This window comes from Streptomyces sclerotialus (genome assembly GCF_040907265.1).
In the GTDB taxonomy this organism is placed as follows: domain Bacteria; phylum Actinomycetota; class Actinomycetes; order Streptomycetales; family Streptomycetaceae; genus Streptomyces; species Streptomyces sclerotialus.
The window spans coordinates 1,057,394-1,082,213 of record NZ_JBFOHP010000002.1 but is presented as its reverse complement, the minus strand read 5'-3'; the positions used below and the strand labels follow the sequence as shown (position 1 = coordinate 1,082,213).

At 71.0% G+C, this 24,820-nt stretch carries 26 protein-coding genes and 1 pseudogene; 4 read left to right on the top strand and 23 right to left on the bottom strand.

Going from position 1 to position 24,820, the window contains the following annotated elements:
- Positions 1-2 precede the first annotated feature (2 nt).
- Both AAC944_RS04880 and AAC944_RS04875 read left to right on the top strand, forming a co-directional pair.
- Positions 3-1,742 carry a mobilization protein gene (locus AAC944_RS04880; protein WP_030611609.1) on the top strand — a complete coding sequence of 580 codons (1,740 nt, stop codon included), beginning with the start codon at positions 3-5 and terminating at the stop codon, positions 1,740-1,742.
- Positions 1,743-1,812: 70 nt separating this feature from the next.
- Positions 1,813-2,226 (top strand): hypothetical protein, encoded by a 414-nt coding sequence (locus AAC944_RS04875; protein WP_030611612.1) that lies wholly within the window; start codon positions 1,813-1,815, stop codon positions 2,224-2,226.
- 269 nt (positions 2,227-2,495) lie between these two features.
- Here the strand turns inward: AAC944_RS04875 and AAC944_RS04870 are convergent, their stop codons facing one another.
- Positions 2,496-3,242: a PP2C family protein-serine/threonine phosphatase gene (locus AAC944_RS04870; RefSeq protein ID WP_051871561.1), complete on the bottom strand. Its 747-nt coding sequence runs from the start codon at positions 3,240-3,242 to the stop codon at positions 2,496-2,498.
- A 253-nt stretch (positions 3,243-3,495) separates the two neighbouring features.
- Here AAC944_RS04870 and AAC944_RS04865 point away from each other — a divergent pair, with 253 nt between their 5' ends.
- Positions 3,496-5,604 carry an ATP-binding protein gene (locus AAC944_RS04865; protein WP_051871562.1) on the top strand — a complete coding sequence of 703 codons (2,109 nt, stop codon included), beginning with the start codon at positions 3,496-3,498 and terminating at the stop codon, positions 5,602-5,604.
- A 250-nt stretch (positions 5,605-5,854) separates the two neighbouring features.
- Here AAC944_RS04865 and AAC944_RS04860 read toward each other — a convergent pair whose 3' ends face one another.
- The 21 genes and pseudogenes from AAC944_RS04860 to AAC944_RS04760 all read right to left on the bottom strand — a co-directional run bounded on the left by AAC944_RS04860 (position 5,855) and on the right by AAC944_RS04760 (position 22,627).
- Complete coding sequence (locus AAC944_RS04860) at positions 5,855-6,076, bottom strand: hypothetical protein (protein ID WP_030611620.1); 222 nt, start codon at positions 6,074-6,076, stop codon at positions 5,855-5,857.
- Positions 6,077-6,287: 211 nt separating this feature from the next.
- A complete protein-coding gene (locus AAC944_RS04855) occupies positions 6,288-6,662 on the bottom strand; it encodes an SPDY domain-containing protein (RefSeq protein ID WP_368396871.1) in 375 nt (124 codons plus the stop codon).
- Between the two features lie 233 nt (positions 6,663-6,895).
- Positions 6,896-7,105 carry a hypothetical protein gene (locus AAC944_RS04850; protein WP_196942880.1) on the bottom strand — a complete coding sequence of 70 codons (210 nt, stop codon included), beginning with the start codon at positions 7,103-7,105 and terminating at the stop codon, positions 6,896-6,898.
- Between the two features lie 237 nt (positions 7,106-7,342).
- A complete protein-coding gene (locus AAC944_RS04845) occupies positions 7,343-7,510 on the bottom strand; it encodes a hypothetical protein (protein ID WP_196942898.1) in 168 nt (55 codons plus the stop codon).
- The gene (locus tag AAC944_RS04840) at positions 7,507-8,298 is read right to left on the bottom strand and encodes a hypothetical protein (protein ID WP_030611626.1); all 792 of its coding nucleotides are present in this window, start codon (positions 8,296-8,298) and stop codon (positions 7,507-7,509) included. The genes AAC944_RS04845 and AAC944_RS04840 overlap by 4 nt, the downstream gene beginning before the upstream one ends.
- 1 nt (position 8,299) lies before the next feature.
- Positions 8,300-8,893, bottom strand: a complete 594-nt coding sequence (locus AAC944_RS04835; RefSeq protein WP_030611629.1) for a DUF4913 domain-containing protein — start codon at positions 8,891-8,893, stop codon at positions 8,300-8,302.
- Positions 8,894-9,272: 379 nt separating this feature from the next.
- A complete protein-coding gene (locus tag AAC944_RS04830) occupies positions 9,273-9,869 on the bottom strand; it encodes a DNA cytosine methyltransferase (protein WP_368397238.1) in 597 nt (198 codons plus the stop codon).
- Positions 9,808-10,134 carry a DNA cytosine methyltransferase gene (locus AAC944_RS04825; RefSeq protein WP_368396868.1) on the bottom strand — a complete coding sequence of 109 codons (327 nt, stop codon included), beginning with the start codon at positions 10,132-10,134 and terminating at the stop codon, positions 9,808-9,810. Before AAC944_RS04825 ends, AAC944_RS04830 begins: the two co-directional genes overlap by 62 nt.
- A gap of 7 nt (positions 10,135-10,141) precedes the next feature.
- Complete coding sequence (locus AAC944_RS04820; RefSeq protein WP_030611636.1) at positions 10,142-11,326, bottom strand: DnaB-like helicase N-terminal domain-containing protein; 1,185 nt, start codon at positions 11,324-11,326, stop codon at positions 10,142-10,144.
- Positions 11,327-11,331: 5 nt separating this feature from the next.
- The gene (locus tag AAC944_RS04815; protein WP_030611640.1) at positions 11,332-11,532 is read right to left on the bottom strand and encodes a hypothetical protein; all 201 of its coding nucleotides are present in this window, start codon (positions 11,530-11,532) and stop codon (positions 11,332-11,334) included.
- Between the two features lie 87 nt (positions 11,533-11,619).
- The gene (locus AAC944_RS04810) at positions 11,620-13,422 is read right to left on the bottom strand and encodes a type IV secretory system conjugative DNA transfer family protein (RefSeq protein WP_030611643.1); all 1,803 of its coding nucleotides are present in this window, start codon (positions 13,420-13,422) and stop codon (positions 11,620-11,622) included.
- 111 nt (positions 13,423-13,533) lie between these two features.
- Complete coding sequence (locus AAC944_RS04805; protein WP_030611645.1) at positions 13,534-13,896, bottom strand: hypothetical protein; 363 nt, start codon at positions 13,894-13,896, stop codon at positions 13,534-13,536.
- Between the two features lie 102 nt (positions 13,897-13,998).
- Positions 13,999-14,493 (bottom strand): hypothetical protein, encoded by a 495-nt coding sequence (locus AAC944_RS04800; protein WP_030611648.1) that lies wholly within the window; start codon positions 14,491-14,493, stop codon positions 13,999-14,001.
- Between the two features lie 41 nt (positions 14,494-14,534).
- On the bottom strand, positions 14,535-15,257 hold the full coding sequence (locus AAC944_RS04795) for a hypothetical protein (RefSeq protein WP_051871564.1): 723 nt from the start codon (positions 15,255-15,257) through the stop codon (positions 14,535-14,537).
- A 224-nt stretch (positions 15,258-15,481) separates the two neighbouring features.
- Positions 15,482-16,987, bottom strand: a complete 1,506-nt coding sequence (locus AAC944_RS04790; RefSeq protein WP_030611653.1) for an ATP-binding protein — start codon at positions 16,985-16,987, stop codon at positions 15,482-15,484.
- 33 nt (positions 16,988-17,020) lie between these two features.
- Positions 17,021-17,476: a DUF6238 family protein gene (locus AAC944_RS04785; protein WP_030611656.1), complete on the bottom strand. Its 456-nt coding sequence runs from the start codon at positions 17,474-17,476 to the stop codon at positions 17,021-17,023.
- Positions 17,477-17,499: 23 nt separating this feature from the next.
- Positions 17,500-18,972, bottom strand: coding sequence for an SCO6880 family protein (locus AAC944_RS04780; RefSeq protein WP_030611659.1), 1,473 nt, complete (start codon positions 18,970-18,972; stop codon positions 17,500-17,502).
- 86 nt (positions 18,973-19,058) lie between these two features.
- Entirely contained in the window at positions 19,059-20,450 is a 1,392-nt protein-coding gene (locus tag AAC944_RS04775) for an SCO6881 family protein (RefSeq protein WP_037771724.1), read from the bottom strand.
- A 33-nt stretch (positions 20,451-20,483) separates the two neighbouring features.
- Complete coding sequence (locus AAC944_RS04770) at positions 20,484-21,167, bottom strand: hypothetical protein (RefSeq protein WP_030611664.1); 684 nt, start codon at positions 21,165-21,167, stop codon at positions 20,484-20,486.
- A complete protein-coding gene (locus AAC944_RS04765) occupies positions 21,167-21,475 on the bottom strand; it encodes a DUF6112 family protein (RefSeq protein WP_030611667.1) in 309 nt (102 codons plus the stop codon). The genes AAC944_RS04770 and AAC944_RS04765 overlap by 1 nt, the downstream gene beginning before the upstream one ends.
- Before the next feature lie 68 nt (positions 21,476-21,543).
- Positions 21,544-22,627: pseudogene (locus AAC944_RS04760) on the bottom strand (C40 family peptidase).
- 647 nt (positions 22,628-23,274) lie between these two features.
- Here AAC944_RS04760 and AAC944_RS04755 point away from each other — a divergent pair.
- Entirely contained in the window at positions 23,275-24,024 is a 750-nt protein-coding gene (locus tag AAC944_RS04755; protein ID WP_030611670.1) for a DNA-methyltransferase, read from the top strand.
- 85 nt (positions 24,025-24,109) lie between these two features.
- On the opposite strand, the gene AAC944_RS04750 is transcribed toward AAC944_RS04755, so the two are convergent.
- A complete protein-coding gene (locus tag AAC944_RS04750) occupies positions 24,110-24,313 on the bottom strand; it encodes a hypothetical protein (protein ID WP_030611673.1) in 204 nt (67 codons plus the stop codon).
- Between the last annotated feature and the right edge of the window lie 507 nt (positions 24,314-24,820).

Genomic DNA, 24,820 nt, shown 5'->3' with positions numbered 1-24,820 from the left:
TCGTGGTCCCCGACATCTCGCTCGGCGGCCGTACCTACGGCCTGCTCGCCTACCTCTACGGTCCCGGTCGCCGCGAAGAACACATGGATCCGCATCTGGTCGCTTCCTGGCAGCCGGAGCTGGCCCCCGACCCCGGCCGCGATCCGGCGGCGACGCTCAAGCAGCTGCAGGAACGGCTCGACCTTCCCGTGCAGGCGGTGCCCGAGCACCGCCGCCCGAAGCGGCACGTGTGGCACTGCCCGGTCCGCGCCGCCCCCGGCGACCGGTACCTGTCCGATACCGAGTGGGCTGAGGTCGCGCGCCGGATCATGCACGCGACCGGCATCGCCGAAGAGGGCGACGACCAAGCCTGCCGCTGGATCGCCGTACGCCACGCCGAGGACCACATCCACATCGTCGCCACGCTCAAGCGCCATGACGGACGCTCTCCACGCCGCCAGTTCGAACGCGAACGTGTCCAGGCCGAATGCCGCGCCATCGAAATCGACTTCGGTCTGAAGCAGCTCAATCCCGGGGACCGCACCGCGGCGAAGCGTCCCACCAGCGCCGAGCGTGCCAAGGCCGAACGCACCGGCCGCACCGCCACCTCCCGGGAGCTGCTGCGCGACCACGTCCGCCAGGCCGTGGCTGGCGCCGCGGACGAAACCGAGTTCTTCCGCCGCCTCACCGAGGCTGGGGTACGCATCGATCAACGTCTTGCGCCTTCCGGTGACGTTCTTGGGTACAAGGTGGCCCTGCCCGGCGACCGTAACCGCCACGGCGAACCCATCTGGTTCGCGGGCTCCCGCCTCGCCCCCGACCTGTCCCTGCCCAAGATCCGCCACCGCTTCGCCCGGGACGAGGCCCCCGACGACCGGTCAGCCGAACCGCGCCCGCAGCCCAGCCGTGTGGCGCCGGCACGCGCACGGCGCGCTGCTGCCGACCTCGTCGACGACGTGTCCTCCGTCCTGGACGAGGCGAATGAAGCCGAGGCGGGTACGCATCTGTCGGGCATGGGCGAAGTGCTCGACGCCCTCGCCCAGACCTCTCCCACCTCGACCCGGCAGCAGACCATCGAGGCGGCTCGCGCCTTCGAACGGGCCACCCGCTGGCACAGCCGCGCCGAACGCGCGGACCATCGCGCCGTGCGCGCGGCCGCCCGCGGCATCGTCCGCGCCGGCACCGCCCTGGGCCGCGGCGAAGACGGCGGCGCCACCGCCATGCTCCTGTCCACCCTGGTCCTGGCCGCCATCGCCGCCGCCCGCTGGCACGCCGCCCGGCAGCACGCCCAGCAAGCAGCCGCCGCCCACCAGGCCGCCCAGCACCTGCGCGCCGCCTACCAGACGGCCGCGACCACCCCGATGCGCGCGATGCGCGACCACGGCCGCCGTCTCCCCACTCCGGACCGACACCGCCACAGCGACACCGTCGAAACGGTCCTCCCCGACCAGGCCGACGACCTGCGCTCCGAACGCGGCTTTGACGCCCTCCTGGCCACCCTCGACCAAGCCCAGCGCGCCGGACACAACCCAACGGCACTCCTGCATCGCGCGGTCGCCCACCGCGAACTGCACACGGCCGAGAGCGTCACCGACGTGCTCGTCTGGCGAATGCGCCGCCTCGGCAACCTGCCTGCCCAACAACCTCGTACCCGTACCACCAGCAAGACCACGAAGCAGCAGCCTCGAACTGCATCGGTGCCCACCGCCACCGCCGCACCACCGCGGGCTCCTGCCCGACCCGAGCGCCGGCCTCGACGCTGAACCGCCAGGCCTAAGCCCTGGACGCCACCGGCACACCTGTTACGGCTGACTGAAGGAGCACAAGGAGACCATGCACGTGATCACCAACGACCAGCAGCCCAGAACCACTGCGCCCAAAACCCCAACCGGCGATGACCCGCTGCTGCGACTGCAGCACGAGAGCGAACCGGACCACCCCCGCATCCGCTTCACCACGCACTCCGACCCCATCACCATCACCGGCATCACCGTGATGTGCCCGGCCTGTGCCGCCCGCCGCGATTGGATGGTCATCTGCGACGTCCCCGGCCGCGTCTTCCTCCGCTGCCGCTGCGCACACCAGTGGCACGAACCCGAACTCACCCGCGCCGACTTCGACGCCATGATCGAGGCTCCCGACCGGAAGTACCCCAGCCTCAAAGCCGCCGCCCGCCACACCGGACACGACGGCACCCTGGCCGGTACCTACCTCCCCGATGACTTCGCCACAGGAGCGTTCGGCTAAGGCGCAGCAACACAAATCCGTCAAACCCCTACGACCTCGTGCATGGTTGGCTCCGCGGCGCCGGTGGCAAGGATGCGCGTGGCGTTCATCCGAGGACAGTGGACGGTGGCCGGACTGCTGCTTGCTGGAGTGAGGCCAGTCCGGCGATCGCTTGAACGGTGTCGTCGAGGAGTTCGCGGGGGCCATCCTGGTGTCCGCGGCGAACGCGGTACGGCCGCACTGAGCACTTTACGGAGAGATCCGTCATGTGCGGGGATCGCAGCCCTTGATCACGGGGTCGAGGACTGGGGCCGGGGCCGGCGGCCGCCGTCGGGAGTGGCGGTCCGGGCGGCGGGAGCGGGCTGGACCAGGATCACGGTGAGGTCGTCGCCCGGGACGGTGCGCCCGGTGTGCCGGTGCAGCATGTCCAGGAGCTGGTCCAGGGCTTCGTCGAGGTCCGGGGCGCACAGGGCGGAGAAGACGCGCCGGTCGAGGGGGAAGTGGGTGCCGTCGGGGCTGCGGGCCTCGGTGAGGCCGTCGGTGTGGAACAGCAGACGCTGGTCGGGGAGGAGTCCGGCGCGCTGCATCCGGGGGTCGGGGCCGAGCCCCAGGGGCGGAGACGGCTGGGGCGGGGCGAGTGGGGTGAGGCGGTGGTCGATGCGCAGGGGCGGCGGATGACCGCAGTTGACCAGGCGGACCTCGTTGGGAACGAAGTCGGCCACCAGCAGGGTGACGAAGTCCTCCTCGCCCAGGCCGGGGCGTATGCGGGTGTCCAGGGTGCGGGCGAGGCGGACGGGGTCCTCCTCGGTGGCTGCGGTGTCCCGGAAGGCGGCCAGGACGGCGTCGGCCAGTGGGGCGGCGGCAGGACCGTGTCCCTTGACGTCGGCGACGAGGAGCCGGGGGCCGGCCGGAGCGAGAACGACGTCGTGCACATCACCGCCCGGTCCGGCGCCGCCCGCGGGGCGGTTGTGGACGGACAGCAGGAGAGGCATCTCGGCCATCAGCGCCGACAGCGGTCGCGCACGGTTCGCGGACACGGCACCCCCTCGCACGAACCGGTTCCCCCGCACCCGTCCCTCACTGCCCTTCCCTCACGGGCGGGGGAGCTTCCCCTGCCCTGAGGGGAGGCCGGGCAACCAGGCACTCTCCCACACCCCGGTGGCGGGCCGTGGCCACAGTGGCCGAAGTGCCGCGGCGAAACCCTGGTTTCTGGTAGCACCTGGACCCCTGCGGCCGAATGACGTGCCGGGGTCCGGAAAGGGGACGGTCGAGGTGGCGGAGGAGCGGCGGGTGGGGAACCTGCCGGTGCAGCGGGGTCGTCTGATCGGGCGGCGGCCGGAGCTGGCGCAGGTGGCGCGGCTGTTGCGGCGCTCGCGGCTGGTGACGGTGACCGGGGTCGGAGGAGTGGGCAAGACCCGGCTGGCACAGCACGCCGCCGCCGAGGTGCAGCCGCACTTCGCGGACGGGGCGTGGTGGGTGGAGCTGTCGCCGGTGAGCCAGGGCCCGGGGCTGCCGTACGCCATCGCCGAGGCACTGCCGCTGACCGACCAGACCACCCGGCCCATGCTGGAGGTGGTGGCCGAGTATCTGGCCTGCCGGGAGGCGCTGCTGGTGTGGGACACCTGCGAACACCTGGTGGCCGACTGCCGGGAGGCGGCCGCCACGCTGCTGACCGTGGCGCCCCGGCTGCGCATCCTGGTCACCAGCCGCCGCCCGCTGGGCCTGCCCGCCGAGGACACGATCACCCTGGACCCGCTGCCGGTCCCGGAGGCGGACGACGCGGCGGCGGAGGACAACGACGCGGTGCAGTTGCTGGCCGAGCGAGCAGCCGCGGCAGTGCCCGGCTTCACGGTCACCCCGGCCAACCGGAGCGAGCTGGTGGCGCTGTGCCGCCGGCTGGAGGGACTGCCGCTGGCGATCGAGCTGGCCGCCGCCCGGCTGCGCGAGATGCCGCCGGCCGAGCTGAACCGGCGGCTGGATGACCGCTACGCCGTCCTGGGAGAGACCGAGCAAGCGGTGCATGACGCGTACCCTCCCTGGCACCAGGCGCTGCGCACCGCGATCGGCTGGAGCCACCAGCAGTGCACCCCGGCCGAGCGCCTGGCCTGGGCGCGGCTGTCGGTGTTCGCCGGGACCTTCGACACCGACTCCGCTTGCCGGGTGCTGGCCGACGAGCACCTGTCCGCCCAGGACGTTCCCCGCCTCCTGGCCGCCCTGGTGCAGGACTCGATCCTGGAGTGGACGCCCACCGGGGCCGGGGAGCGGTACCGGATGCTGGACACCCTCCGCGAGTTCGGCGCGTTCTGGCTGCGCGGCCTGGGCGAGGAGCGGGCGGTGCGCCGCCGCCACCGGGACCACTACCTGGCCCTGGCCCACGCCGCCGATGCCGCCTGGGTCGGGCCCGAGCAGGTCGCCTGGTACGACCGGACGGTCGCCGACCATGCCAACCTGCGGACCGCGCTGGACTTCTGCCTCGCCGAAGAGGACGGGCACAGCGCGCTGGAGCTGGGCGGGGCGCTGTGGTTCTTCTGGTCCGCCTGCGGCTTCGTGCGGGAGGGGCGTCACTATCTGGATCAGGCCCTCGACCTGGGCCCGGCGCCTGGACCGGCCCGCGCCAAGACCTTGTGGGCCTGCGGCCTCGCCGCCATCGCCCAAGGCGATGCGGAGGCCAGTCTGCGCCTCGCCGGCCTCTTCCGGGAGACCGTGGCCGGGGAGAGTGACGGGACCGCGCAGGTCGCCGCCGCCTATCTGGAGGGCGCCAGTCTCACCATCAGCGGCCACCAGACGCAGGCGGCCGAGGCGCTCGACGCGGTACCGCACGCTCCGCCGCGCCGCGGGCGTTATGACATGGCGTGGTTCGTGGCGCGGGCCACCCGGGCCTTCGTCCATGTCCACCTCGGGCAGTTCGCCGACGCGTTGGCCGTCGCCGAGGACGTGTGCACGCAGTGCGTCCGGCGCGAGGAGACCTGGGCCCGCGCCTGGGGCGATTACACGCGCGCCTTGGCCGCGCTGGGACTGGGACGGACCGAGGAAGCCGCGGCCCATGCCCGCGCCGCCCTCGACGGCAAGCGCCCCTTTCATGACAGCCTCGGCATCGCCATGACCATCGATCTGCTCGCCTCCACGGCCGTCGCCTCCGGATGCGCCGAACGGGCCGCCCGGCTCCTGGGCATCGCCGAGCGGATCTGGCACACCATCGGCACTCCCCAGATGGGCTCACCCGAGCTCGTCGCCGCTCGCTCGGCGTGCGAGGCACAGGCCCGCCGCCTCATCGGGGACGACGCCTACCGGACCGCCTTCCGCTCCGGCTACGCCACCGCCCCCGCCGCCGGCATCGCCTACGCCCTGAGCGTGCCCGATCCGCCCCACCCCGCCACGGTGCCCGGCCGGCCCGGGTGATGCTCCCCGCCCCGTGCTCTCGGGCGACGGATCACGCTGCACATGCCGGAGGGCGCCCGCGCGCCACACCCGGCACCTTTGCTGACTCAACCTGCAGAAAGGTTGGTAGCGCATCTTCCCCAACACCGGCGTCGGCCGGTTATTCGTCCATCACAATGACATCAACCAGTCCACCGCCCTGGATCTGAGGCAGAACGTCCCACCCGCCCCGAAGGCGTCGCCATATCTACGTCCTTTGAGGAGCGCAGCACTAGGCCCAGGTCAGTTCCGTACGGACTGCGGGCGGGAGGACGCCTGCCTGGCCGTCCTCGGCGAGGTAGACCGCGCCCCTCTCGGCCTCGGTGAGGGCCACGACACGGGCGATGTGATGGGCGTAGGGCCAGTCCGGGTTGACCCCGAGGTACACGGGAAGTTCAGGATCGGTCGTTTGGAGCTGGCGAATGAGCTGCCCGACGGTGAGGGTGTTCGGCACGGGGACCTCCTGGAGGAGACGATCACGGAGTGGACAGCCGGTTCAGCGGAGAACCCCAGGCAACGCGGCCTGCCTGGGCCCAGCCGACTGTGCGTGGCGTTGTTGGACGCCGTGGTGGGTGCGCAGCGATGCGGGCCGTTGAACGGCACGAGTGCCCCTCCGTAGACGTGGGTTTTTCGAGACCTCCGTACGTTGACTTGGACTGGGAGCGTCATTCCAGTCCGTTCAGCAGGGTGTGTGTCTGCCTCAGGCGAACCCGGCGTGGGGAAAGCGCTGGTGGCCCCTCGTGCGGGAATGATTCGGTTGCCCTGGGCGAGCCCGGGGCGACTGAGGATGCATGGGGAGGCACGTACGCGGATGAGCAGCGCCAGTTTGACGGGAGCGGTGACGATGCCGAGGCGGCCATCGTGGGGCGGCCGGCCCAGTACACCGACGTCGGTTCGAGGAAGCGGTCGCCCTCTGGGGCCCAGGTGCTGGCGAGGGCTGCGGTGAGGCCGGCGACGCTCTCGGGTGGGAAGGTGTGGTCGAAGGTGGCCTGCCAGCGGGGCGGTGAGACGGCGTCCTGCGCTGCGGTGATCTTCCACAAGTCGTAGTCGTCGCCGAACCAGCCGATCTTGATGCGGTGGTCGGGGGACGAGGAGCTGGCAGAAGTCGTCGTCGAAGGTGTGGTGCGGCCAGTGGGCGACCGGCTCGAAGCCGGGGTCGCCCGCGTAACCGGAGCCGGCGAGATAGCGGGGCGTGATGCGGTACTCGCTCCAGTGCTCGATGTTGTACTCGGTGGGCATCAGGCAGGTCTCTCTCGCGTACACCGTTGCGCTGTCAGCGCTGGCGGCGGGGACGTTGCTGGGACGGCGCCGTGGCCTCGGCTGCCTGGGGGACCGTTTGGCCGTGGGCGGTGCCGACGCGGGTGGTGCGGGACCAGGCGGCGCGGGCTCGGCGGGCGTGCGGGTCGGACTGCGTGTGCTGGCGCTCGCGTTGAAGCCGCCAGGCTGCCGCGCGGTAGGCGGCGTGGTCCTGTCGCTCGCCCACGGCCAGGAGGAAGATAAACCGCAGTCCTGACGTGCCCGCGCATCCCGGCTGGTCTGCGCGGTGTGAATCATGTCATCGAGCAGTGCCCGTGCGTCTCGAAGCTTTTCCAGGGTGCGATCGATGCGGGCACCGCCATCGGCCGGCTCATGAGCCAGGGGCTGGCCCTGCGGACGTGGGCGGGCCGTCACGTCCCGCCCGCTGCGGCGAGAGCCGAATTATCACCCAGGTGAGACAACTTCAGGTGTCTAGAGAACCAGTGAGCTCGCGCTTTAGGGCGGCGCCGCGTTCGTTGCCGTGCACCAGGTGCTGCAGCTCCAGCAGCGCCAGGTCGCGGATGTTCTCCGGTGCGTCGCGGAGGTCGGCAAGCGCATCGGGGTGGGCGGCGAAGGCGTACCGGGCGCTCATCGGCGGCCACCCCTGGTACGGATCGTGCTGGGGGCGGTCGCCGGGGCAGCGCCACCGAGCGGCGTAGTCGGGCTGGGGCCAGGTGGTGCGGGCGTGGTGGACCGGGCGCGGGCGGCTGCCGCCCGGCGCCCGAGGCCAGCCTGCGGCTCGCGGGTGAGCGGCAGCGGGGTGTCGCGGGTGCGCATCCAGGCGTTGGCGGCTTCGGCGGTGGGGAAGGCGCCTTCGCGCACGGTGTAGGTGGCGAAAGAGGACACGGTCTCTTCGAGGAAGACCCGATAGGGCCTGTCGGCCGCATCGGGGTGGTGGTCGTAGAGCAGGGAGCTGACCTGAATGCCCTCGTCGAAGTTGCCAGGGTTGTCGGTGTAGTGATCCAGCAGCGTGTACCGGCCCTCGGGGTGATGGCGCAGCTGGTCCTCCAGGCGGGCGGTGAGCGCGTCGGCCGGGCGCGGGCCCACCGAGCCGCCCGGCTCGATCGCCCCGGCAGGGCAGCCCCGGTGGATGAGCCAGTGCTGGGCGAGGGGGACAGTGGGCCGCCGAATGCTCTCGAAGGTGAACGTGTGCGCGTTCAGGTCGCGCTCGATGTGCACGCCGAGGTATTCGGCGGTGCCGGGGACATCCCAGATGGCGGAGCCGTCGTAGAACAGCAGGAAGCTGTGCCGCCCGTCGGCGGTGTGGTGCGCGGCCAGTCCCGCGTAGGTGTCGTCGTTGATGGTGACCCAGTGGAAGTCGTCTTCGACGCGGCCGGAGGCGGGTTGGAAGCCGTCGAGGCGGTAGTCGGGCGCGGCCATATCAGCCCCCGTCCGCAGCCGTCTCGGGGCCGGGCAGCAGGCGGTGGTTCGGCCGCGTGGCGCTGGTAGTGCAGGCACCGAACGGCCCGTCCGGCGCCCGGAGCTGGAGGAGGGCCGGGTCGAGGTGGTCGCGATGCCAGGTGGAGGGCCCGGCGAGGCCGGCCTCGTCGTCGGTGTACTGCTGCCAGGCCAGCCACAGCGCATGCAGCCGCGCGACGGCTTCGGGGTGGACGCGCCACTGCTGGCACCAGGGGCGGCTGGCGGCGATCTCGCGCCCGTAGGCCGGCAGCAGCAGGTCGTCCACCCAGGTCGCCAGCGCCGCCAGCTCCTTGACGTAGGCGCGGCCTTCGAGCGTAAGGATGAACGAGGAGGACGGCCCCTGGGAGCCGTCCTCCTTCACTGATGTTGAGGGGATTTCCCGGTCGGGCCCTGCTGTCGGCTCGTCCTCCGGGGCGAGCTGTTCATCGGTGAGACGGGCGAGTGTCTCGGCCTGCCGCTGGCTCTTTGCCACCAGCGCGCTGACGGTGGCGACCAGGTCGTCCAGGTTGTGGTCCGGTATCCGTACCGGGCTGTCGTTCTCGGCGGTCCCCGACATCGATGCCCCTTTCTGACTCGGGTGGTTGGGGCGTCGAGGATCCGCAGAAAACGCGGTTTGGCCCGGCCGGGAAGCAGGGTGTAGAAGGGCGTCTCAGCCGTGCACGCGGTGGTGGCAGGCTGGTATGGGTGGGGCCAGGAGACGCAGGGCTTGGGCGGCTTGGTGCGGGAGGACGCCGTTGCCCAGCGCTGCGAGTTGTGCCGGTCGTCCGAGCCCTGGGGTGGCGGTTACCCAGCCGTCCTCAAGGCCCTGCATCCACTCCACGAACCGGGGTGAGAGACGGCCTGCTGCATCGGTCGGCGGTGGTGCCGGGCGGAAGATCTTCTCCCATCGGGCGATGGCGCCTGCGTATCGTCCCCAGGCTCCGGTGGATCCTCGGTCAGCAGCGAGGCGTCGAAGAGCGTCGCCATCGGCTGTTCCAGGTCCACGGGCCCGGCTGTGGAGCGCTGGTGCCGTTGGTCCGCTGCCGAGGGGAGGGAAAAGGGAGCCGTTGTGGTGGCGTTGGCGCGGCGATCCCATGGGCCCGTCGGACGCCACCTGGGTGGGCAGCAGCCACTCGACTTCGTCGGCCAGGTTCGGGCCGTGCCCGCCTTCCTTGCGTTTCGATGGGTGCTGGCTGCCGCCGTTCGTTGCGAGGTTGCTGGTCGGCGTCTTCAGCAACGGCCCAGTGTCGCCAGGCTGTGAGGAAGAGGCGTTCACGCCGGTGTGGGGCTCCGATGTCGCTGGCGCGTAGCACGCACCAGCGTGCATCACGCCCGAGGTCGGCCAGGGAGCCGAGTACGGCACCCAATGCCCGCACAACAGGCCGGCCTGCGCCGTCTCCCAGACACCACGGGCAGGATTCCACCTCGCCAGGGGCAGCGGCGGGGGAGGTGAGGAGTCCTCGTACGTTTTCGATCACCACCAGGCAGGGATCAAGGGCCTCGATGGCACGCACCACGTGGTGCCACAGCCCGGAACGATTTCCTTCCCGCAGGCCGGCACGGCGGCCGGCGACCGAGACGTCTTTGACAGGGGAACCTCGCGGTCAAGACGCACACCCGCGGCACGTCGGCCCACCGGATAGAGATGATGTCACCGAGATTGGGCACGCCGGGCCAGTGGCGGGCCAAAACGCGGGCGGCGCCAGGGTCGGTCTCGGCATGCCAAGCGAGAGAGCCACCCAGGGCGGCCTGGACGCCCAGGTCCAGGCCGCCGTAGCCCGAGCACAAACTGCCGATCGGCCACCGGGAGCCGGGCACTGCTGGATCACCGTGCACGTGCGGTCTCGGGCTTTGCGGAGGGGGAGGGTGCCGGTGCGGTCGCTGCTGGGGTGTGAGGCACAACGTTGCCGGATTGCGGTGTGCTGCTGCGGGCGCGGGCAGCGGCGGCACGCGCTGGAGGCGGCGCGGTGGGCGTCTCCGTCTGGGCTGGGGCAGTGCCGGGGCCGGCATCGGCGGCAGCCCAACGTTGGCGCGCCTGATCGAGTGGGGCGAGGGCGGTGCGGGCCTGGCTGATGAGCTGGCCCGGCGCCAGCGCCTCATTGCCGGCCAGGCCGCGGATGTGCTGTGCGGAGGCGGCAGCGGTGCGCAGCAGGGAGGCATCGAGGATGTGGGCGCCGAAGTAGCCGGCCGAACCCCCGGCGGCGGTGCCGCACAGGTGGCGGACGCGGTCGGCCTCCAGGGTGCCGTCGGCGAGGGCGCCGCGGCGTTGGCATTCCCACAGCACGGTGAGCTGGTCCACCGGCTCGCCCCGGTGATGCAGCGCCCCCAGGGCGCGGTAGATCTGCCCGTGGCCTGGGTCGGTGAAGTCCTCCGGGCGCAGCCAGCCCACCACGTCGCCCAGCTGCTGTGGGTAGGCGGACAGCGTGCCCAGGATGCTCTCCTCATCAGCCAGAACCCGCTCGTCCACCCGGGCAGGAGCGGCGGGGGCCGTAGGTGGCGTTGCCGGGCGAGCGGCGCGGGATTCGCTGCCCCAGCGGCGGCCGAGGTCATCGAGGACGTCGGCCAGGACCTGGGCATGGCGCAGCGTCTCGGCGACGCCCATGCCACGCTCAGCATCGGTGCGGGCGGCCTGGTGCAGGCGGACGGCGTGCTCGGTGACGCTGCGCTGGATGGCGCCTTCCAGCACCATCCGCCCGTAGATCGGTGCGTGTGCCGGACGTGGGCAGGCCGAGACCAGGGAGTGCATGAAGGAGGCGGTGATCCCGCGCGTGTGGGTACTGGCCCGTGCGAGCGTGTCGTTGACCCACGTCAGCGGGACCGGGGCGTCCGGCGGCGCTGTGGTTGCCGGGTGTGCTTCGGCGCGCAGGTCGAGCATGGCGGCATACAGGGCGGCGTGCGCGGGGCGGTAGAAGTGCTCCGGCCGCAGCCAGTCGGACAGGCGGCCGAGCTGGCTCGGCTCCAGCAGCACTGCGCCCAGGACGGCCTGCTCGGCCTGGAACAGCGGCGTCATCACGGTCACGCCTGCTCCATGACGGCCACGGCCCGGTTGGCTGCGGCCAGGTCAGCGGCGTGGCGGTGGAGCGCCTGCGTGAGTTCAGCGTCTGCGGGGACGGCGCCGCTGCGGGCATCGAGCCACCAGCGACCTCCCCGGTACACGGCGGCGGTATCGGCAAGCCGGTTGCAGACGTACGGGGACGGGGAGTCGAAGGAGGACATGGAACACCTCGATGGGAGACGGAAGCCAGCGGATAGATACAGGGCTGGTGGGCCGTCTTGCCGGGGTGCGGTGCGAGGCGTGCAGCATCATGCGGCGGGTCCATACAGGTCGCGGTCGGGCCGGTCCTTGGCCAGGGCGCGTTCGGTGATGGCGGCCGTGGCCTTCTTCGATGCGGCGCCGAGCCGGTCGGCGTCCGGTTCGCGGTACCAGGGCTTGAGGTCGAGCAGCGCGGGGCGAATGCCGGTGGCCAGCAGCAGCGCGGAGCCCTTGGGCAGCGCGCGGATCGCATCGGCCGGCAGGACGCGTTCCTGCCGCATGGAGAGGGAGGAGGACTTGCCGGACTCGCTGGTAGACACGGACACGGTCTGAACCTCGTGGTCGCCGGCCAGGCGGGAGAGCTTGTCGGCGAAGTCCGCGTCGTCGATGCCGGAGCCGATCAGCTTGATCGTCGCAGCCGACCAGAGGGCGTCCATGCCGGTCTCGCCCCACACCCGCTGGCCCTGCCGGTAGGACTGCAGGATCGTGATCGGGATGACGCCCCGGCTGCCGAGGTGGGAGTACAGGTCGGGGAGGTCCTGGATGCGGCAGACGTTCGCCGCCTCATCCAGGATCGCCAGCATCGGCGGGTCCAGGCGCCCGCCCGCGCGCTCGGCCTGGACGACGGCCGCGCGCATCACCGCATCGGCAGCGGCGGCGATGATCGCCGAGGCGGAGCCGCCACCGTCCTTCGACAGCAAGAAGAGGGTGTCCCGGCTGGTGGAGAACGCCTCTGGCCGGAACTCCTGCAGCTTGGAGCCGGGGTGCGGCGGGGTGACCCAGGCGGCGATCCGCGGGTCGAGCAGGCAGCTGGCGTACTGCCGCGCGGTCTCGAAGATGCCATCCCGGGTCTCCACGGCCCCAGCGACGGTGCCCTGCAGCTGGGCGGCGACGGCGTCCAGGCCGGCATCGGTGAGCAGGTCGATGGGCGTGCGGTCGGCCGGGGAGGCCAGCCAGGCGGTCACGTCGGTGACGGGGCGGCCGCCGCGGGCGGCGGCGAGGAAGAGGGCGGTGAGGGTGTTGGCGGCGGCGGTGGACCAGAAGTCTCCGGCGCTGGATTCGTTCACGCTGGCGGTGACGAAGTGCTGGGCCAGCCGTCGCGCTCCGGCCAGGTCGTGGGCGTCGGCGAGGATGTCCCACCACATCGTCTGCTCGGCGTGCGCGATCTGCTGGGGATCCAGCGTCCACACCGTGCCCACGCGAGCGCGTGCGTCGACCGTCGCGGTGAAGGCATCGTTCGCGGCCTTGTTGGAGGTGAGCAGCACCGGGCCCGGCGCGCGCAGGATCGCGGGGATGGCCAGGGAAGAGGTCTTGCCCGAGCGGGGCGCCATGATGGCCAGGAGCACGTCCTCCCAGGAGGAACGGACCTCCGCTGCGCCGGGCTGGAGGGTGCCCAGCAGCACGCCGCGGTCGTCGGGGGCGACGTCCTTCGGCTTGGTGGCGGCGAGGCCGGCGCGCAGGCTGATGGCCTTCGCGGCGGCCTTCTTCGGCAGCAGGTCGCCCAGGTCGCGCGGACCGGCTAGGCCGCGTGGGTTCGCACGGAAGCGCAGCCACAGCTTCGCCGAGACGAACACGGCCGTGGCCATCAGCAGGGCCGGGATGCCGTAACAGCTGACCAGCAGGCCGGCGTGGGGCAGGCGGGGCCAGAGCTGGTCGGGATGGAACAGCGCCTGTGTGGGTTCAAACGGTCCCCACGGTCCGGAACCGGAGGCGGCGTTGGCGAGGTTGCCGAACAGCCAGGCAAGGGAGCCGCCGCCGATACCGAGGGCGGCGAGGGCGAGCAGGAGGTAGAGCAGGACGTCCGTACCGGTGGTGGTCGAGGGCGTCCTGGTACGAGATGGCGTGGAAGGCAATGTGCAATCCCAAGAAGTGCGGAACGGTGCGCGCGGGGGAGGCGGCGGGCTCTGTTGGTGATCACGGCAGCTCCTGGCGGGGGAACGGATGGGCGCGCGGGTTGTTCGAGGTCATCGTGCCGAAGGCGTGCGACGGGCGTCTTGGCAGCGGCCGTCCAAGTGGGCCTCCTGTGTAGCGGGGCACAGGAGCGAATTGTCGATGTTCACGTCATAGCGAGCCGACAGCAGCCGGAACGCGGCTTGAGTGGCACGGGTTTTCTTCTCTGCCTCGGTGAAGTGCTGCGGCAGGTGGAACTTCTGCCACCCGTGGGGCCTTTCGAAGCCGCAGTCGAGGAGGATCGTCTCGGCACCTTCGTGGTAGCAGTCGGCGAGGACTGCGCTGCTGCGTGGCTGGCGGTAGATGTCGGCGTCGTCAGCGAACACCTCGTGGACGAAGGCGAGAAGGTGGTTCTTGAAGCGAGTGAGACGGGACATGAAGGCTCTCCGGGCAGGAATGATCGGTTGCGGTGGAGGGGGGACAGCAGGGCCAGCGGCCGAGGCCCGGGGAAAGGACTGTCGACGAGCGCGGGACGTCTCTCAGGAATACGGATGCTCCGGCAGCCGGTCGCTTACGGCGGCATCCAGCAGCTCTGGCAGGTCCACGGGGTTGGCCTCCCTGTTGTCGATCCACCATCCCGCCCGGGTGACCGCCCGTACGGCGCCTTCGACGCCCTGCCACGCGGATGAGTCCATGACGCCGTCCCTGACCAGGGCGGTGTAGGCGGCGGTCACCAGCCGGTGGCGGCAGCGGGTGGCCCAGCCGACGGCGCGCTCGCTGCCCTCCAGCGGCGGCATCCGGTACCGCTCGGCCCACGCCTCCGCCTCGGCCACCTCCTTGGCACGCTTCTTGGCCAGCCACTCCGCCTGCGACTCGCAGTCCGCTTCGCGGGAGGCGCGCCAGCAGTCGGTGCAGTCCCGGGCGGCGAGCCAACGGGCGTAGCCGGCGCGCTGATCAGCCGGGCGGGCGGACAGATCGACCTCCTGGCGGTGGCCGCAGGCGTGGTCAACGATCCAGATCTTCTTCACGGGCACAACAAGCTTCCTTCCAGAGAACGGGGAGTTGAGCGGGGCGGTCAGCGAGTGCGCCGGGTACGGGGTACGGGCGGCGGAGGCTGGGTGGCCTCTGGCGGCGTCTTCGCCGCTGCGGCCGGGCGGTGCGGAGAGGAGGCCGTCGCGGCGCCGGCACGCCGGGCAAGCACCTGCCCGTCTCCCTGCGTGACCGGGGGCAGGCCGTCCAGATAGTGCGATACATGAGCGAGCCGGTCGCCGAGAACCTCAACGTGTTCAGCGAGGCTGCGCAGGTGACGTGCCAGTTCGGGGCCGTCGGTGTGGTCGAGCCGATCGCACCAGGCGGCTGCCGAGCCGAGGAAGTGGCGTAGCTGCGGAATGACGCCGCCCTGACCGTCAACGGGGGAGCGCAACCAGTGGGCGACATCCGAGGGCCTCTCCAGCGAGGAAAGCGCGGCGGACAGATCGGCCAGCGACTGGCGTGGCGGTGTGACCGGGGCGGATGGCTTCGGCGGAGGACCGGTGGCAACGACCCGGGGGTCCGCTGCCACCGACAGCCCCGCCCTCTGGAGCTTCCGAGCGGTAGCGGCCACTGCGTGGACAGCGGTGTGGTGTGCGGTGCCGGGTGGCAGCAGGTAGATGTCCCGCCGGGAGTCGTGGGCGAAGCCGTACTGACGCAGTACTTCAGCGGCCCAGGAATGGTCCTCGGACAGGGCGGCAGCCACCCCCAGGTCGGGGATGACACCGAACGCCACCTTGGGCTGCGCGGACTCATCGGGGCCAGGCACAAGAGCTTCCTTCAAACGGTGAACAGGGCGGGCAAGCGACCACGGCAGGGGCCGGGTCGCCGATCGTGATGTGGCGGGCGTCCGCCACGGCTACCTCGATGGATCAGAGGGGCGTGCGAAGAACGAGGGTGCGCGGCGAAGTGGGGCTTGGTGGTGTCGGCGATCCGGTGTTAGTGCGACCGCAGGGCCCGCCCTCCCGTGTCGCCGGTCGGCGTGACCGCTGGTCAGGCACACATTCGAGCATCCGTATCGAACAGCTCGCGCTCCCGTGGATGAAGCAGATGTTGCGTGACGAAGGAACGGCCGGCGACCTTCCACAACCCACGGCCCTTTGTCAGGGCAGACACCGCCTGCGTCTCGACACCGGTGAGCCCGAGCAAGGCGGCGGCGGAGTGGAGTTGGTCGGCTTCCTGACGGTAGATGATGCGGGTGGAGCAGTCCGTGAGCAGGCCCTCGGCCAGAGCTCGGCCGCGAGAGCCGGCGTCGCCTGCCGCGAGGAGGTCGGAGAGGCGGTGGATGACCATCATGTTGGCGATGCCCAGGCCGCGGCTGAGCTTCCACTGGGACTGCATGCGCTCCAGCAGGGCGGCGTGGCGCATGACGCGCCAGGCTTCGTCGTAGATGACCCATCGTCGCCCGGCGTCGGGGTCGGCCAGGGCGGCTTCCATCCAGGCGGAGGCGCAGGTCATGGCCAGGACGAGGGCGGTGTCATCGCCGCTGCCGCCCAGGCGGGACAGATCGATCGACAGCATCGGCGCGGCCGGGTCGAAGGCGACCGTGGACGGGGCATCGAAGAGGCCCTCCAGGTCGCCGTGGACCAGACGGCGCAGGGCGTGAGCAAGGTCCTCCGCCGCGCGGCCGAGACGCCCAGGCGTCTCATCGCGGGCGGCGTCGAGCTGCTCGGGGGAGCCGAGGACGTGGGCCACTTGCCCGAGCAGTGGCGTGGCGCCGCTGGCTTCGGCGCGGGCGACGACATGATCGAGGGCGACGTCGAGAGCGGTGTGCTCCATGGGATGCAACTCCCGGCGCAGCACCGTCTTGGCCAGTGAGCCCAGCAGGAGCAGACGGCGCTTGCGAACCTCGGTGCGCCAGTCCTCCTCGCTCACCCCTCGCGGTCGGGTGGGAGCATCCAGTGGATTGAGGCGACCGGGCAGGCCGGGGCCGAGGGCGATGGTCTGCCCGCCCAGTTCGCTCGCGACGACGGACCACTCACCCTTGGGGTCGCAGGGGACGTAGATCTTGTACCCGAAGGCGACGGCCCGGACGGCGAGGGACTTGGCCAGGGCGGACTTGCCCATGCCGATGACGCCGGCGAGCAGGATGTTGGGGTTGGTGAAGCCGTCGAGCTTGCCGTAGAGGGTGAAGGGGTCGTAGGCGAAGGCGCCCTCGGCGTGGACGTCGTGGCCGACGTAGATGCCCTGGGAGCCGAGCCCGCCCTCGGCGAGGAAGGGGTAGGCGCCGGAGGCGGTGGCGGTGGTCATCCGGTGTGGCGGGAGCTTGAGGTGGCCGCCGCGGGCGGAGGCAGGGCCGGGCCGCCCGGCTGGCGCGTAGCTGGCCCGCAGCTGTGGATCAGTCCCGGGGGCGGAGGTTCGGTTCGGTGGCCGGGAGGCGTGCCGGGCCTGTTTGCGGGCGGTTGTGAACTGCTCGCGCGCCGTCCGGCGTGCGCGGCGGTCGGCCTTGCGGGGTGTGTAGAGCGGGCTGGCGGTGGCGCGGGTCCTGGTGGTGGGCATGCTCGGCGGTCTTCCTCTCGGGCGGGCGGCGGGTCAGTGGCGGGTGAGGCCGGTGACGGGGTCGTGGAGGTCGGTGGGTGTGTGGTCGCGGCGTACCCGCGCGCTGGTGGAGAGGTGGCGCTGGCAGATGGTGAGGTCGGGGGCGCCCTCCGGGAGCCGGGCGCGGCACGCCTCCCGGCTCGGAAGCCGGCCGTCGGTGGCGGGTGGGGCTGCGTGGAAGGCGTCGTGGAGATGGTCGGCGGCCTGCCACAGCCGGATCCGGGTGGCCCGCAGGCGGTCTCCCTCGATGAGGGCGACCGGCCGGGTGCGGGCGGTGTGGGAGCCGAGCAGCCGGTAGAGGGCGGTGAGGTGGGCATGCAGCGCGTCCAGGTCGGCACGGCTGGCGGGTGCCTGGGCGGCGGGCAGGTTGAGGGAGCGGTGGAAGTCGAGCGCGGCGGTCGCGAACGGCACGAAGTTCTCGACTGGTTCGGGCAGCGGGGCGGAAGGCATGGGGGAACTCTCGCTAGGGTGGTTCAGGGGCGGCGGGCGAGGGGGAGGGCCGCGGTGGTGAAGGCTTCGGCCTGCTGCCAGGTCAGGCGGCGCAGGTCGGTCATGGCCGCCACGGCGGCGGTCTCGATGGCCGCGCACGCGGAGTTCAGCTCCTCGTCCGACTCGGCGGAGACGGTGAGCAGTCCGGTGAGGGCGACGTCGGCGTGGCCGGCGATCAGCTGGCGTTCGCGGTCCTTGATGTCGGCGTACTCCACCGAGTCCTCCTCGGAGTCGACCTGTCCCTTGCGGGCGCGTTCGGCGGCATCGGCGATGACGGAGGCCTTCTTGCGCTGGACGTCCTTGAGCGCGGCATCCAGGCCCTTGGGCTCGTAGCTGAGGGAGAGGGTGCGGCGTACGCCGGAGGTGAACAGCAGCTGGTGCAGGAAGCCGGGGCTGGTTTCGATGCGGGGCCAGTTCTCGATCCAGTAGGTGGCGTGGTGGGCGGAGTCGGTGGTGATGCGGTCGCTCTTTTCCACCATCACCACCGGCCCGGCAGCCGCGGGGGCCGCCTGCGGGGCGCCGGTGTCCGACCACTGATCCAGCGCGGCCGAGGCGGCCGGATCGTAGGCGCTGCGGATCACCGCAGCGACCTCGTCGGCCGCCAGCCACGGCCCCGGAGCGAGCCCTGTGTTGCGAGCGGACTGGTCGAAGGTGGAGGTCAGCTGTGCGAGCACGGCGAAGGCGCCGGTCAGGCCGCCGCCAGCCTGGTTGATCAGACGCCGGGCCGCCTTCATGTCCAGCGCCAGCGCAACGTACGCCTCGTGCGGCGCGGCGGCCGGCCCAGCGGCCTCGATCAGATCCCGGTAGACGTCCCCGGCCAGCGGAGCGTCGGCGTCACCGTGCTCGGTCCAGTAACGGTGGAGCGCGTCACCGGAGTCCGGGACGGTGCGCTCCAGGACCTGGATGCGGGCGATGTGCCCGGTGCGGGCGAGCGCGGCCAGGGTCCGGCCCCAGCCGGCCACGTTCGCCGACTGCGCCGCCGGATCGAGCAACGCGAACGCGCGAGCCGAAACTCGCACTACTGCGGTGAGCGTGGCCTGGTGCGGGTCGTGCACGGCCCCCAGACGCCGATGGGCGGAGGAGACCACCCGCAGCGAGGCGGCCGTGCCCGGCAGGTGCAGCAGTCCTTCGCGGCGCGGCCGAGTGGCGGGCCGGGCCAGCCACAACAGCTGCCCGCGCATCCGGCGCAGCGCGTAGCGCAGGGCGATGGGGGTCCAGTCGGCCAGCGAGCGGCCCCGGTGCCGGACGAAGACTGCCGCCAGCAGCCCGGCCCACGCCGGTATCAGCTTCAAGGCGCCAACGACGCCGATGGTCAGCAGCACCGCCAGGAGCAGCAGGCCGGTCACCGCGACACCGAGCAGCTGCGGTGCTGTCAGCCCCATCAGGACGCCGCGGCGAGTGCGGTGGGGGAACTTCACGGTGGCCAGGCCACCTGGCGCGGAAGAGTCGGAGGTCATGGCGAAGCCGTCCTAGAAGAGAAGCGAAAGAAGAGAAAGGCCCGGGGCGGACACCGTGGGGTCGGTGCCCGCCCCGGAGAGGCCGGTTACGACCCCGGCTTGTGCGGTGGGCCCGGGTAGATCCACCGCTGTGGCGTCGCACCGCCCTGCGGCGACGGCCCGCTCGCCGGAGGCGGACTGCTGGGCCGCGGGGAGAAGCCCTGCGGTGCGCCGGACGCACCGTCTGCGGCGCCTTCGGGCGTTGGTCCGGCGGATATGGGCGCCGCATCCGTACCGCCTGCGGACGCCTGGCCCGGGCGGCGGATGAGTGGCACGCCCCGGTCGCCGCCGGTCGGGGGACGACGGACGAGCGCGCGGCCCTTGTCACCCGCGGCGTGGGGGTTCTCGCCGTACCGGAAGCGCGTCTGCCTCGACTTCCCACCATCGCCGGAGCTGCCGCCGGTCGGGTCGATGCCCGAGGCCACGCCGCCCGCGCCCTGGCCGGGCACCTTCGCCGGGCCCTGAGGGGTGATGCCGCCGGTCTTGGCCTGCAGCGCCAGCTGACCCGCGGTCTTGGCGGCACCGGCCGCTGTGCCCATGCCGGCGACGCCGGTGCGGTGCAGATCATCGTGGCCGCCGCCGTCGGAGGCCCAGTGCACGAACTTGTACGTCGCATACGGGCACAGCAGCACCAGGACCATCACGACGATGCCTGCCATGGCGTCCGAGAGCGCGCCGAGCCCGCCGTGGGAGTCGGGCTTGCCCATGGCAGAGACGCCGAGCAGGAAGACGATGGTCATCAGCAGTTTGGAGACGACCAGCGTGGCGGTGGCTTCGATCCAGCCGCGCCGCCAGCGCTTGGCGACCTCCCAGCCGCCGCCGGCACCCGCGAAGACGGCGAGCGTGACGAGGACCAGGATGCCGACCTTGCGGGCGACCATGACGGCCCAGTACAGGAAGGCCCCGATCGCGCAGCCGAGTGCGACGATCGCGGGCACGCCCCAGCCCAGGCCGTACATCGCCCCCAACTCGTTCACCTTGACCAGGCGGCGGACTGCATCGTCGACGGAGCTGTTGGCCGCCTTGAAGAGGCCCGCGCTCAGGGCGTCGGTGACGGTGAGGGCGACGGTGGTGCAGGCGATCGCGGCGAAGGCGAAGAAGACACCGGTCATCGTCCCGAACGCCGCATGCGCCAGTGCGCGTTCGTCACGGCGCCAGGCGGCGCGAGTGAGCTGGAGGCAGAACGTACCGACGGTGAGCACCAAGCCGATCGGCAGGATCAGCTCGTAGTTGTGGCGGAACCACTCGGCGTTCAGGTCGACGGCGGTGGTCTTGTCCACGGCCTTGGAGGCTAGGTCGGCGGCGGACTGGGCGACCTCGCCCATCGACTTGGCGATCCAGGCGCCAATACCGCCGGTGATGGCCTCGCCGGTCTTACCGACCACGCCACCGACGGCCCCGCACACGTGGTTCATCAGGGGGAGGTCACAGGCACCCACCGCGCACCTCCGTCCTCGTTATGGTTGCGGCGGTCACGGGGCGACCTCCGGCAGCACGCCGGACAGGGCGCAGTCGTGGTCGGGGCGGCACTGGACGGCGAGCGTGACCTGGCGAGGTTCGGCGCCGGAGCCGCCGTGCTTCCAGGCGATGGACTGCTTGCCGATGACGGTGACCGCGTAGACGTACGCCTGCGTGATCGCACCCGGATCCTGGGCCAGGGCGGTCTTGAACGCCTCCGGCAGATGGCCCTCCTCGACCGAGGCAGAGGCGTGCTGGGCGTTATCCTGCAACCGCAGCCACAGCTTCGTGCCGGGCACCTGCCCGCTCACCGACTTCCAGTCGCGGTACTGCTTCTCGTCCGTCATCCACGCTTCGAGCCCGGACAGGTGCTCGGGGCGGGAGATGTGCCGGGTGTCGTACGTCCACAGCGCCCTGGTTGCTGCCTTGGCGAAGGTGACCGGGTCGTCGGTGTGCGGGGGCGTTGCCACGGTGCCCCGGCTACCGGGATGCGACGTGTCGTGAGGTGCTGGGGGAGCGGTTTGCGAGTCGGAGGTGGGCGGCGGCTTCGGGGCTTTGGGACGGGTGAGGTAGCCGACCAGGCCAGTGGTGCCCGCCAGCACCACGAGGACGATGCCGACCATCACCGTCCGCCGCACCACCGACGAGGAGGAAGCGACTGGCCCCTCCGAGCCCTTGGGAAAACGTTGCTTCGGCATCAGTGAACCTGCGTCCCCATCGCTGAGAAGAAGGCCACGATGCCGTTGGCGGCGCCGAGCAGCAGGGCACATCCGGCTGCCACCGTGACGCCCTTCTTGCCGTTCTGCTCGGCCTGGTGACCGCCGGAGTGGTGGCCCCAGGCCCAGATCAGCGCCGAGACCGCCAGAGCGCCGACTACGGCGATGATGCCGAAGAGGTTGATCGAGCCCATGACGTCCTTCAGCACGCCGAGGCCCGGGAGGCCGCCCTCCTTAGGGCGGACTCCTGGGTCGTAGGCCAGGTACTGGAAATGCTGCGCGAGCTGCAAAGGAACTCCCGTGTGAATCGGGCACAGAAGTGCCCGTATGTGGTGGAACGGAGGAAGAGCGATGTGGTTCAGGCGACGCGGCGGGCAGCGAGGAGCGAGGGGCGCCACTCGGCGAGGCGGGAGATCTTCACGACGTCGCCGGTGTGCGGGGCCTGCAGGATCAGACCGTGCCCGATGTACATCCCGACGTGCTCCGGCCGGGCGGCCGAGCCCTCGGTGAAGAGCAGATCCCCGGCCTCCAACCGGTCCGGGCTGACCGACTTGCCCTCCGTGACCTGCGTATACGTTGTCCGGGAGAGCGTGATGCCGCCTACCTTGTACGACGCCTGCATGAGACTGGAGCAGTCGCACCGTCCCATGGGGTCCTTGTCGTGCGCGTGCGCACACGACCCGCCCCACTGATACCGCGTGCCCAGCTGCCTCAGGCCCCACCTGATCGCACGACGCACCGGCTTCGGCGCGTTGGCAGGGATCTTGTAGCCCTTCGGCACCTTCCCCCTCGGGATCACACCGAACGACGCACCGGCCTCGCTTCCGCAGTCTCCGGCGCCGGGGGCGAGGGGCTTGTCGCCCTTCGCGGTTTCCGTTTCGGGGCCGTCGGGATGGAGGGAGTGGGCCAGTGCCTTCTGCAGTTCGGTGGCCAGCGGCTCCCACTTCGCGTACGCGTCAGGCAGGGCGCTGGCCTGCACCGCCTGAGCGGCCTGGGCAACGGTCATCGACTGCCAGCCTGGGACCTTCTTCAGGTGCTCGTAGAACTCCGTCGATGCGTGCACCGGATCCCGCACCTGCGCTGAGGTCCCCCAGCCCTGGCTGGGCCGTTGCTGGAACAAGCCGAGCGAGTCCCGGTCGCCATAGTTCAGGTTCTGCAGACCCGACTCCTGCAGGGCCGTGGCCAGCGCGACCGCCTGCCCCCGGGCCGGCACCTTCAGCGCAACGCCGGTGGCCTGAATCTTCTGCGCATTCGGGATCTGCTCCTTGGGGGCACCGAGCCCGGTGACGTGGACCGAACCGGACTTGCCGCCCTTCAGGATCGCACGGACCTGCTTCGCGATCGCCGCCGTATCAACGCCGTCGCCCGCGCCGTCTTTTACAGGCGGCCTCGGCCCTGTGCGCACCGGTCATGGCCATTGCCATGGGGGCGATCAGCAGCATCGGCGCGGCCACCACCACGCCGATGACCAGCACGGTCTTGTTCACGAGTGCGGACCAAGGTGGGCAACGATCCGGATGCCTGGCCGTGGAGCCGGGCATATCAGGGGAGGCCGCATCAGCAGCGCAGCTCCTTATACGTAGGTGTGAGCACGGGCGCTCTCGTCGGAAAGGCCACCCGCACCCTGGGCGAGACTGACAATCCCGGAAGGCGCGGCGGAGCCAGCGGCCGGGCCTGCCATTACCCGGCCACCGGACCGCTCAGTGAAGCGCGGTAGCAAGCCGCGCTGGTAATCTCACGCGCCACATACAGGAATTCCTTTCTTCCTTTCCGCCGACGTCAACGACGCGCTGACTGCGCCCCGGATTGGACGGGACACCACGCATCCACACCGTGCAGTCAGGCAGAACCGGCGCTCTGTCTGATGAACACGCCGAGACTGTAGAGACGGATTACGGCCGCACCAAACGAGCCCAACCAGTTGTCCTCGGCCGCCTCTTCCTGGCTTGGTGCGGCCGGAATTACCGGACTACTCTCCAGCGATCATCCGCACTCACCCCGCCGAACTCACGGGTTGAGAGTCCCCAGCGCACGTACTCCTTAGCGGAATGAGGAACGTGCGCTTGTTCCCGAGAGAGAGACAGCTGGAATGCCCTACACCCTGCACCGAGGCGACGCGCTGACCAAGTTGTCGGAACTGCCCGATAACAGTGTCGACGCCCTCATCGCCGACCCGCCCTACAACTCCGGCGGCCGGACCAGCAGTGAGCGCACCGGGCGCACCGCGCGGGTGAAGTACACCGCTGCGGGCGCCGAGCACAACCTGGCCAACTTCTCCGGAGAGAACCGCGACCAGCGCAGCTATGGCTACTGGCTCACCCTGCTGCTGACCGAGTCCTACCGGGCCACCGTGGAGTCCGGCACCGCCCTGGTCTTCACCGACTGGCGGCAGCTGCCCACCACCACTGATGCACTGCAGGCCGCGGGCTGGACCTGGCGAGGTATCGCCTCCTGGCACAAGCCGGTCTCCCGCCCGCAGCCCGGCCGCCTGAAGCAGTCGTGCGAGTACATCGTCTGGGGCACCAAGGGCAGGGTCGACCCTCACCGCAACCCCGTCTACCTCCCCGGCCTCTACACCGCCAGCCAGCCCCGCAAGGGCCGTGTGCACATCACCCAGAAGCCCATCGAGGTGATGCAGGAACTGGTGAAGATCTGCCCCCAGGGCGGCACGGTCCTGGACCCTTTCGCCGGCTCCGGCTCCACCGGCGTCGCCGCCCTGCGTGAAGGCCGGCAGTTCATCGGCATCGAACTGGACGACCACTACGCCGACATCGCCGAACAGCGTCTGGACCAGGCTCTCGCCCAGGACGACTACGACCTCGCCGGGCCCGAAGCATGAGCGCGAGACCCAGCACAGAATCTGGTACGCGAAAAGGGCGGTGCCCTCCTTCAGGGGAAGGCACCGCCCTTGTACGTTGTGCAGCTCAGGCTGCCGCGACGCTGCGCTGCAGAATATCGGCGGCTCTGTGCAGGTCGTCGAAGGAACCCAGTCGCAGCTCGACACCGTCCCGTACGCCCAAGCAGCCCGTCCCGCGCAGATCGCGGGTGAAGCCGTCCTCCAGCTCGACCGTGTCCGGGTCCAGTAGCAGGTTGACTACCAGCTGGTGCTTGCGCGGCTGGACGCGCACTGTGGCCAGGTTCTTGATTCGCCGGTAGGCAACGTAGTGCAGCTGCGTTTGCACATGGCCGTGCAGCCAGTACAGATAGGCTGCAGCGTGAGCACGTCGTCGAAGACCCGGTAGCGAGGCACCGCAGTCGCTCCGGGATCTATATGAAGGCCTGGACGCGGTCCTTCTCGGGTGTGAGGGTGTGCGCAAGGAGTGGTCAAGGAGAAGTTGGGCGCCGAAGCGGGACCAGCAGGTCGATCCGGTGACCGATCATCTGCACGGCCGTGCCACCGTCCAGCGCAGCACGGTGGCCGCGCCGACGCACTCGTCGGGAAACGGGCGGGCTGCCCGGTCGACCGACCTCCGAGCACTGCGCCCTTTGGCGAGGCGAGGGCGAACCGCATGGGAAGGAAATCACCCGAGCGAGTGAAACCCTGAATCACTTCACAGGCCCCGGTTGGACACAAACGGCCTGATCAGAATGGACGGGCCGTCCTCGGACGTCTGACGCGCCGGCCCAGGTGCTTG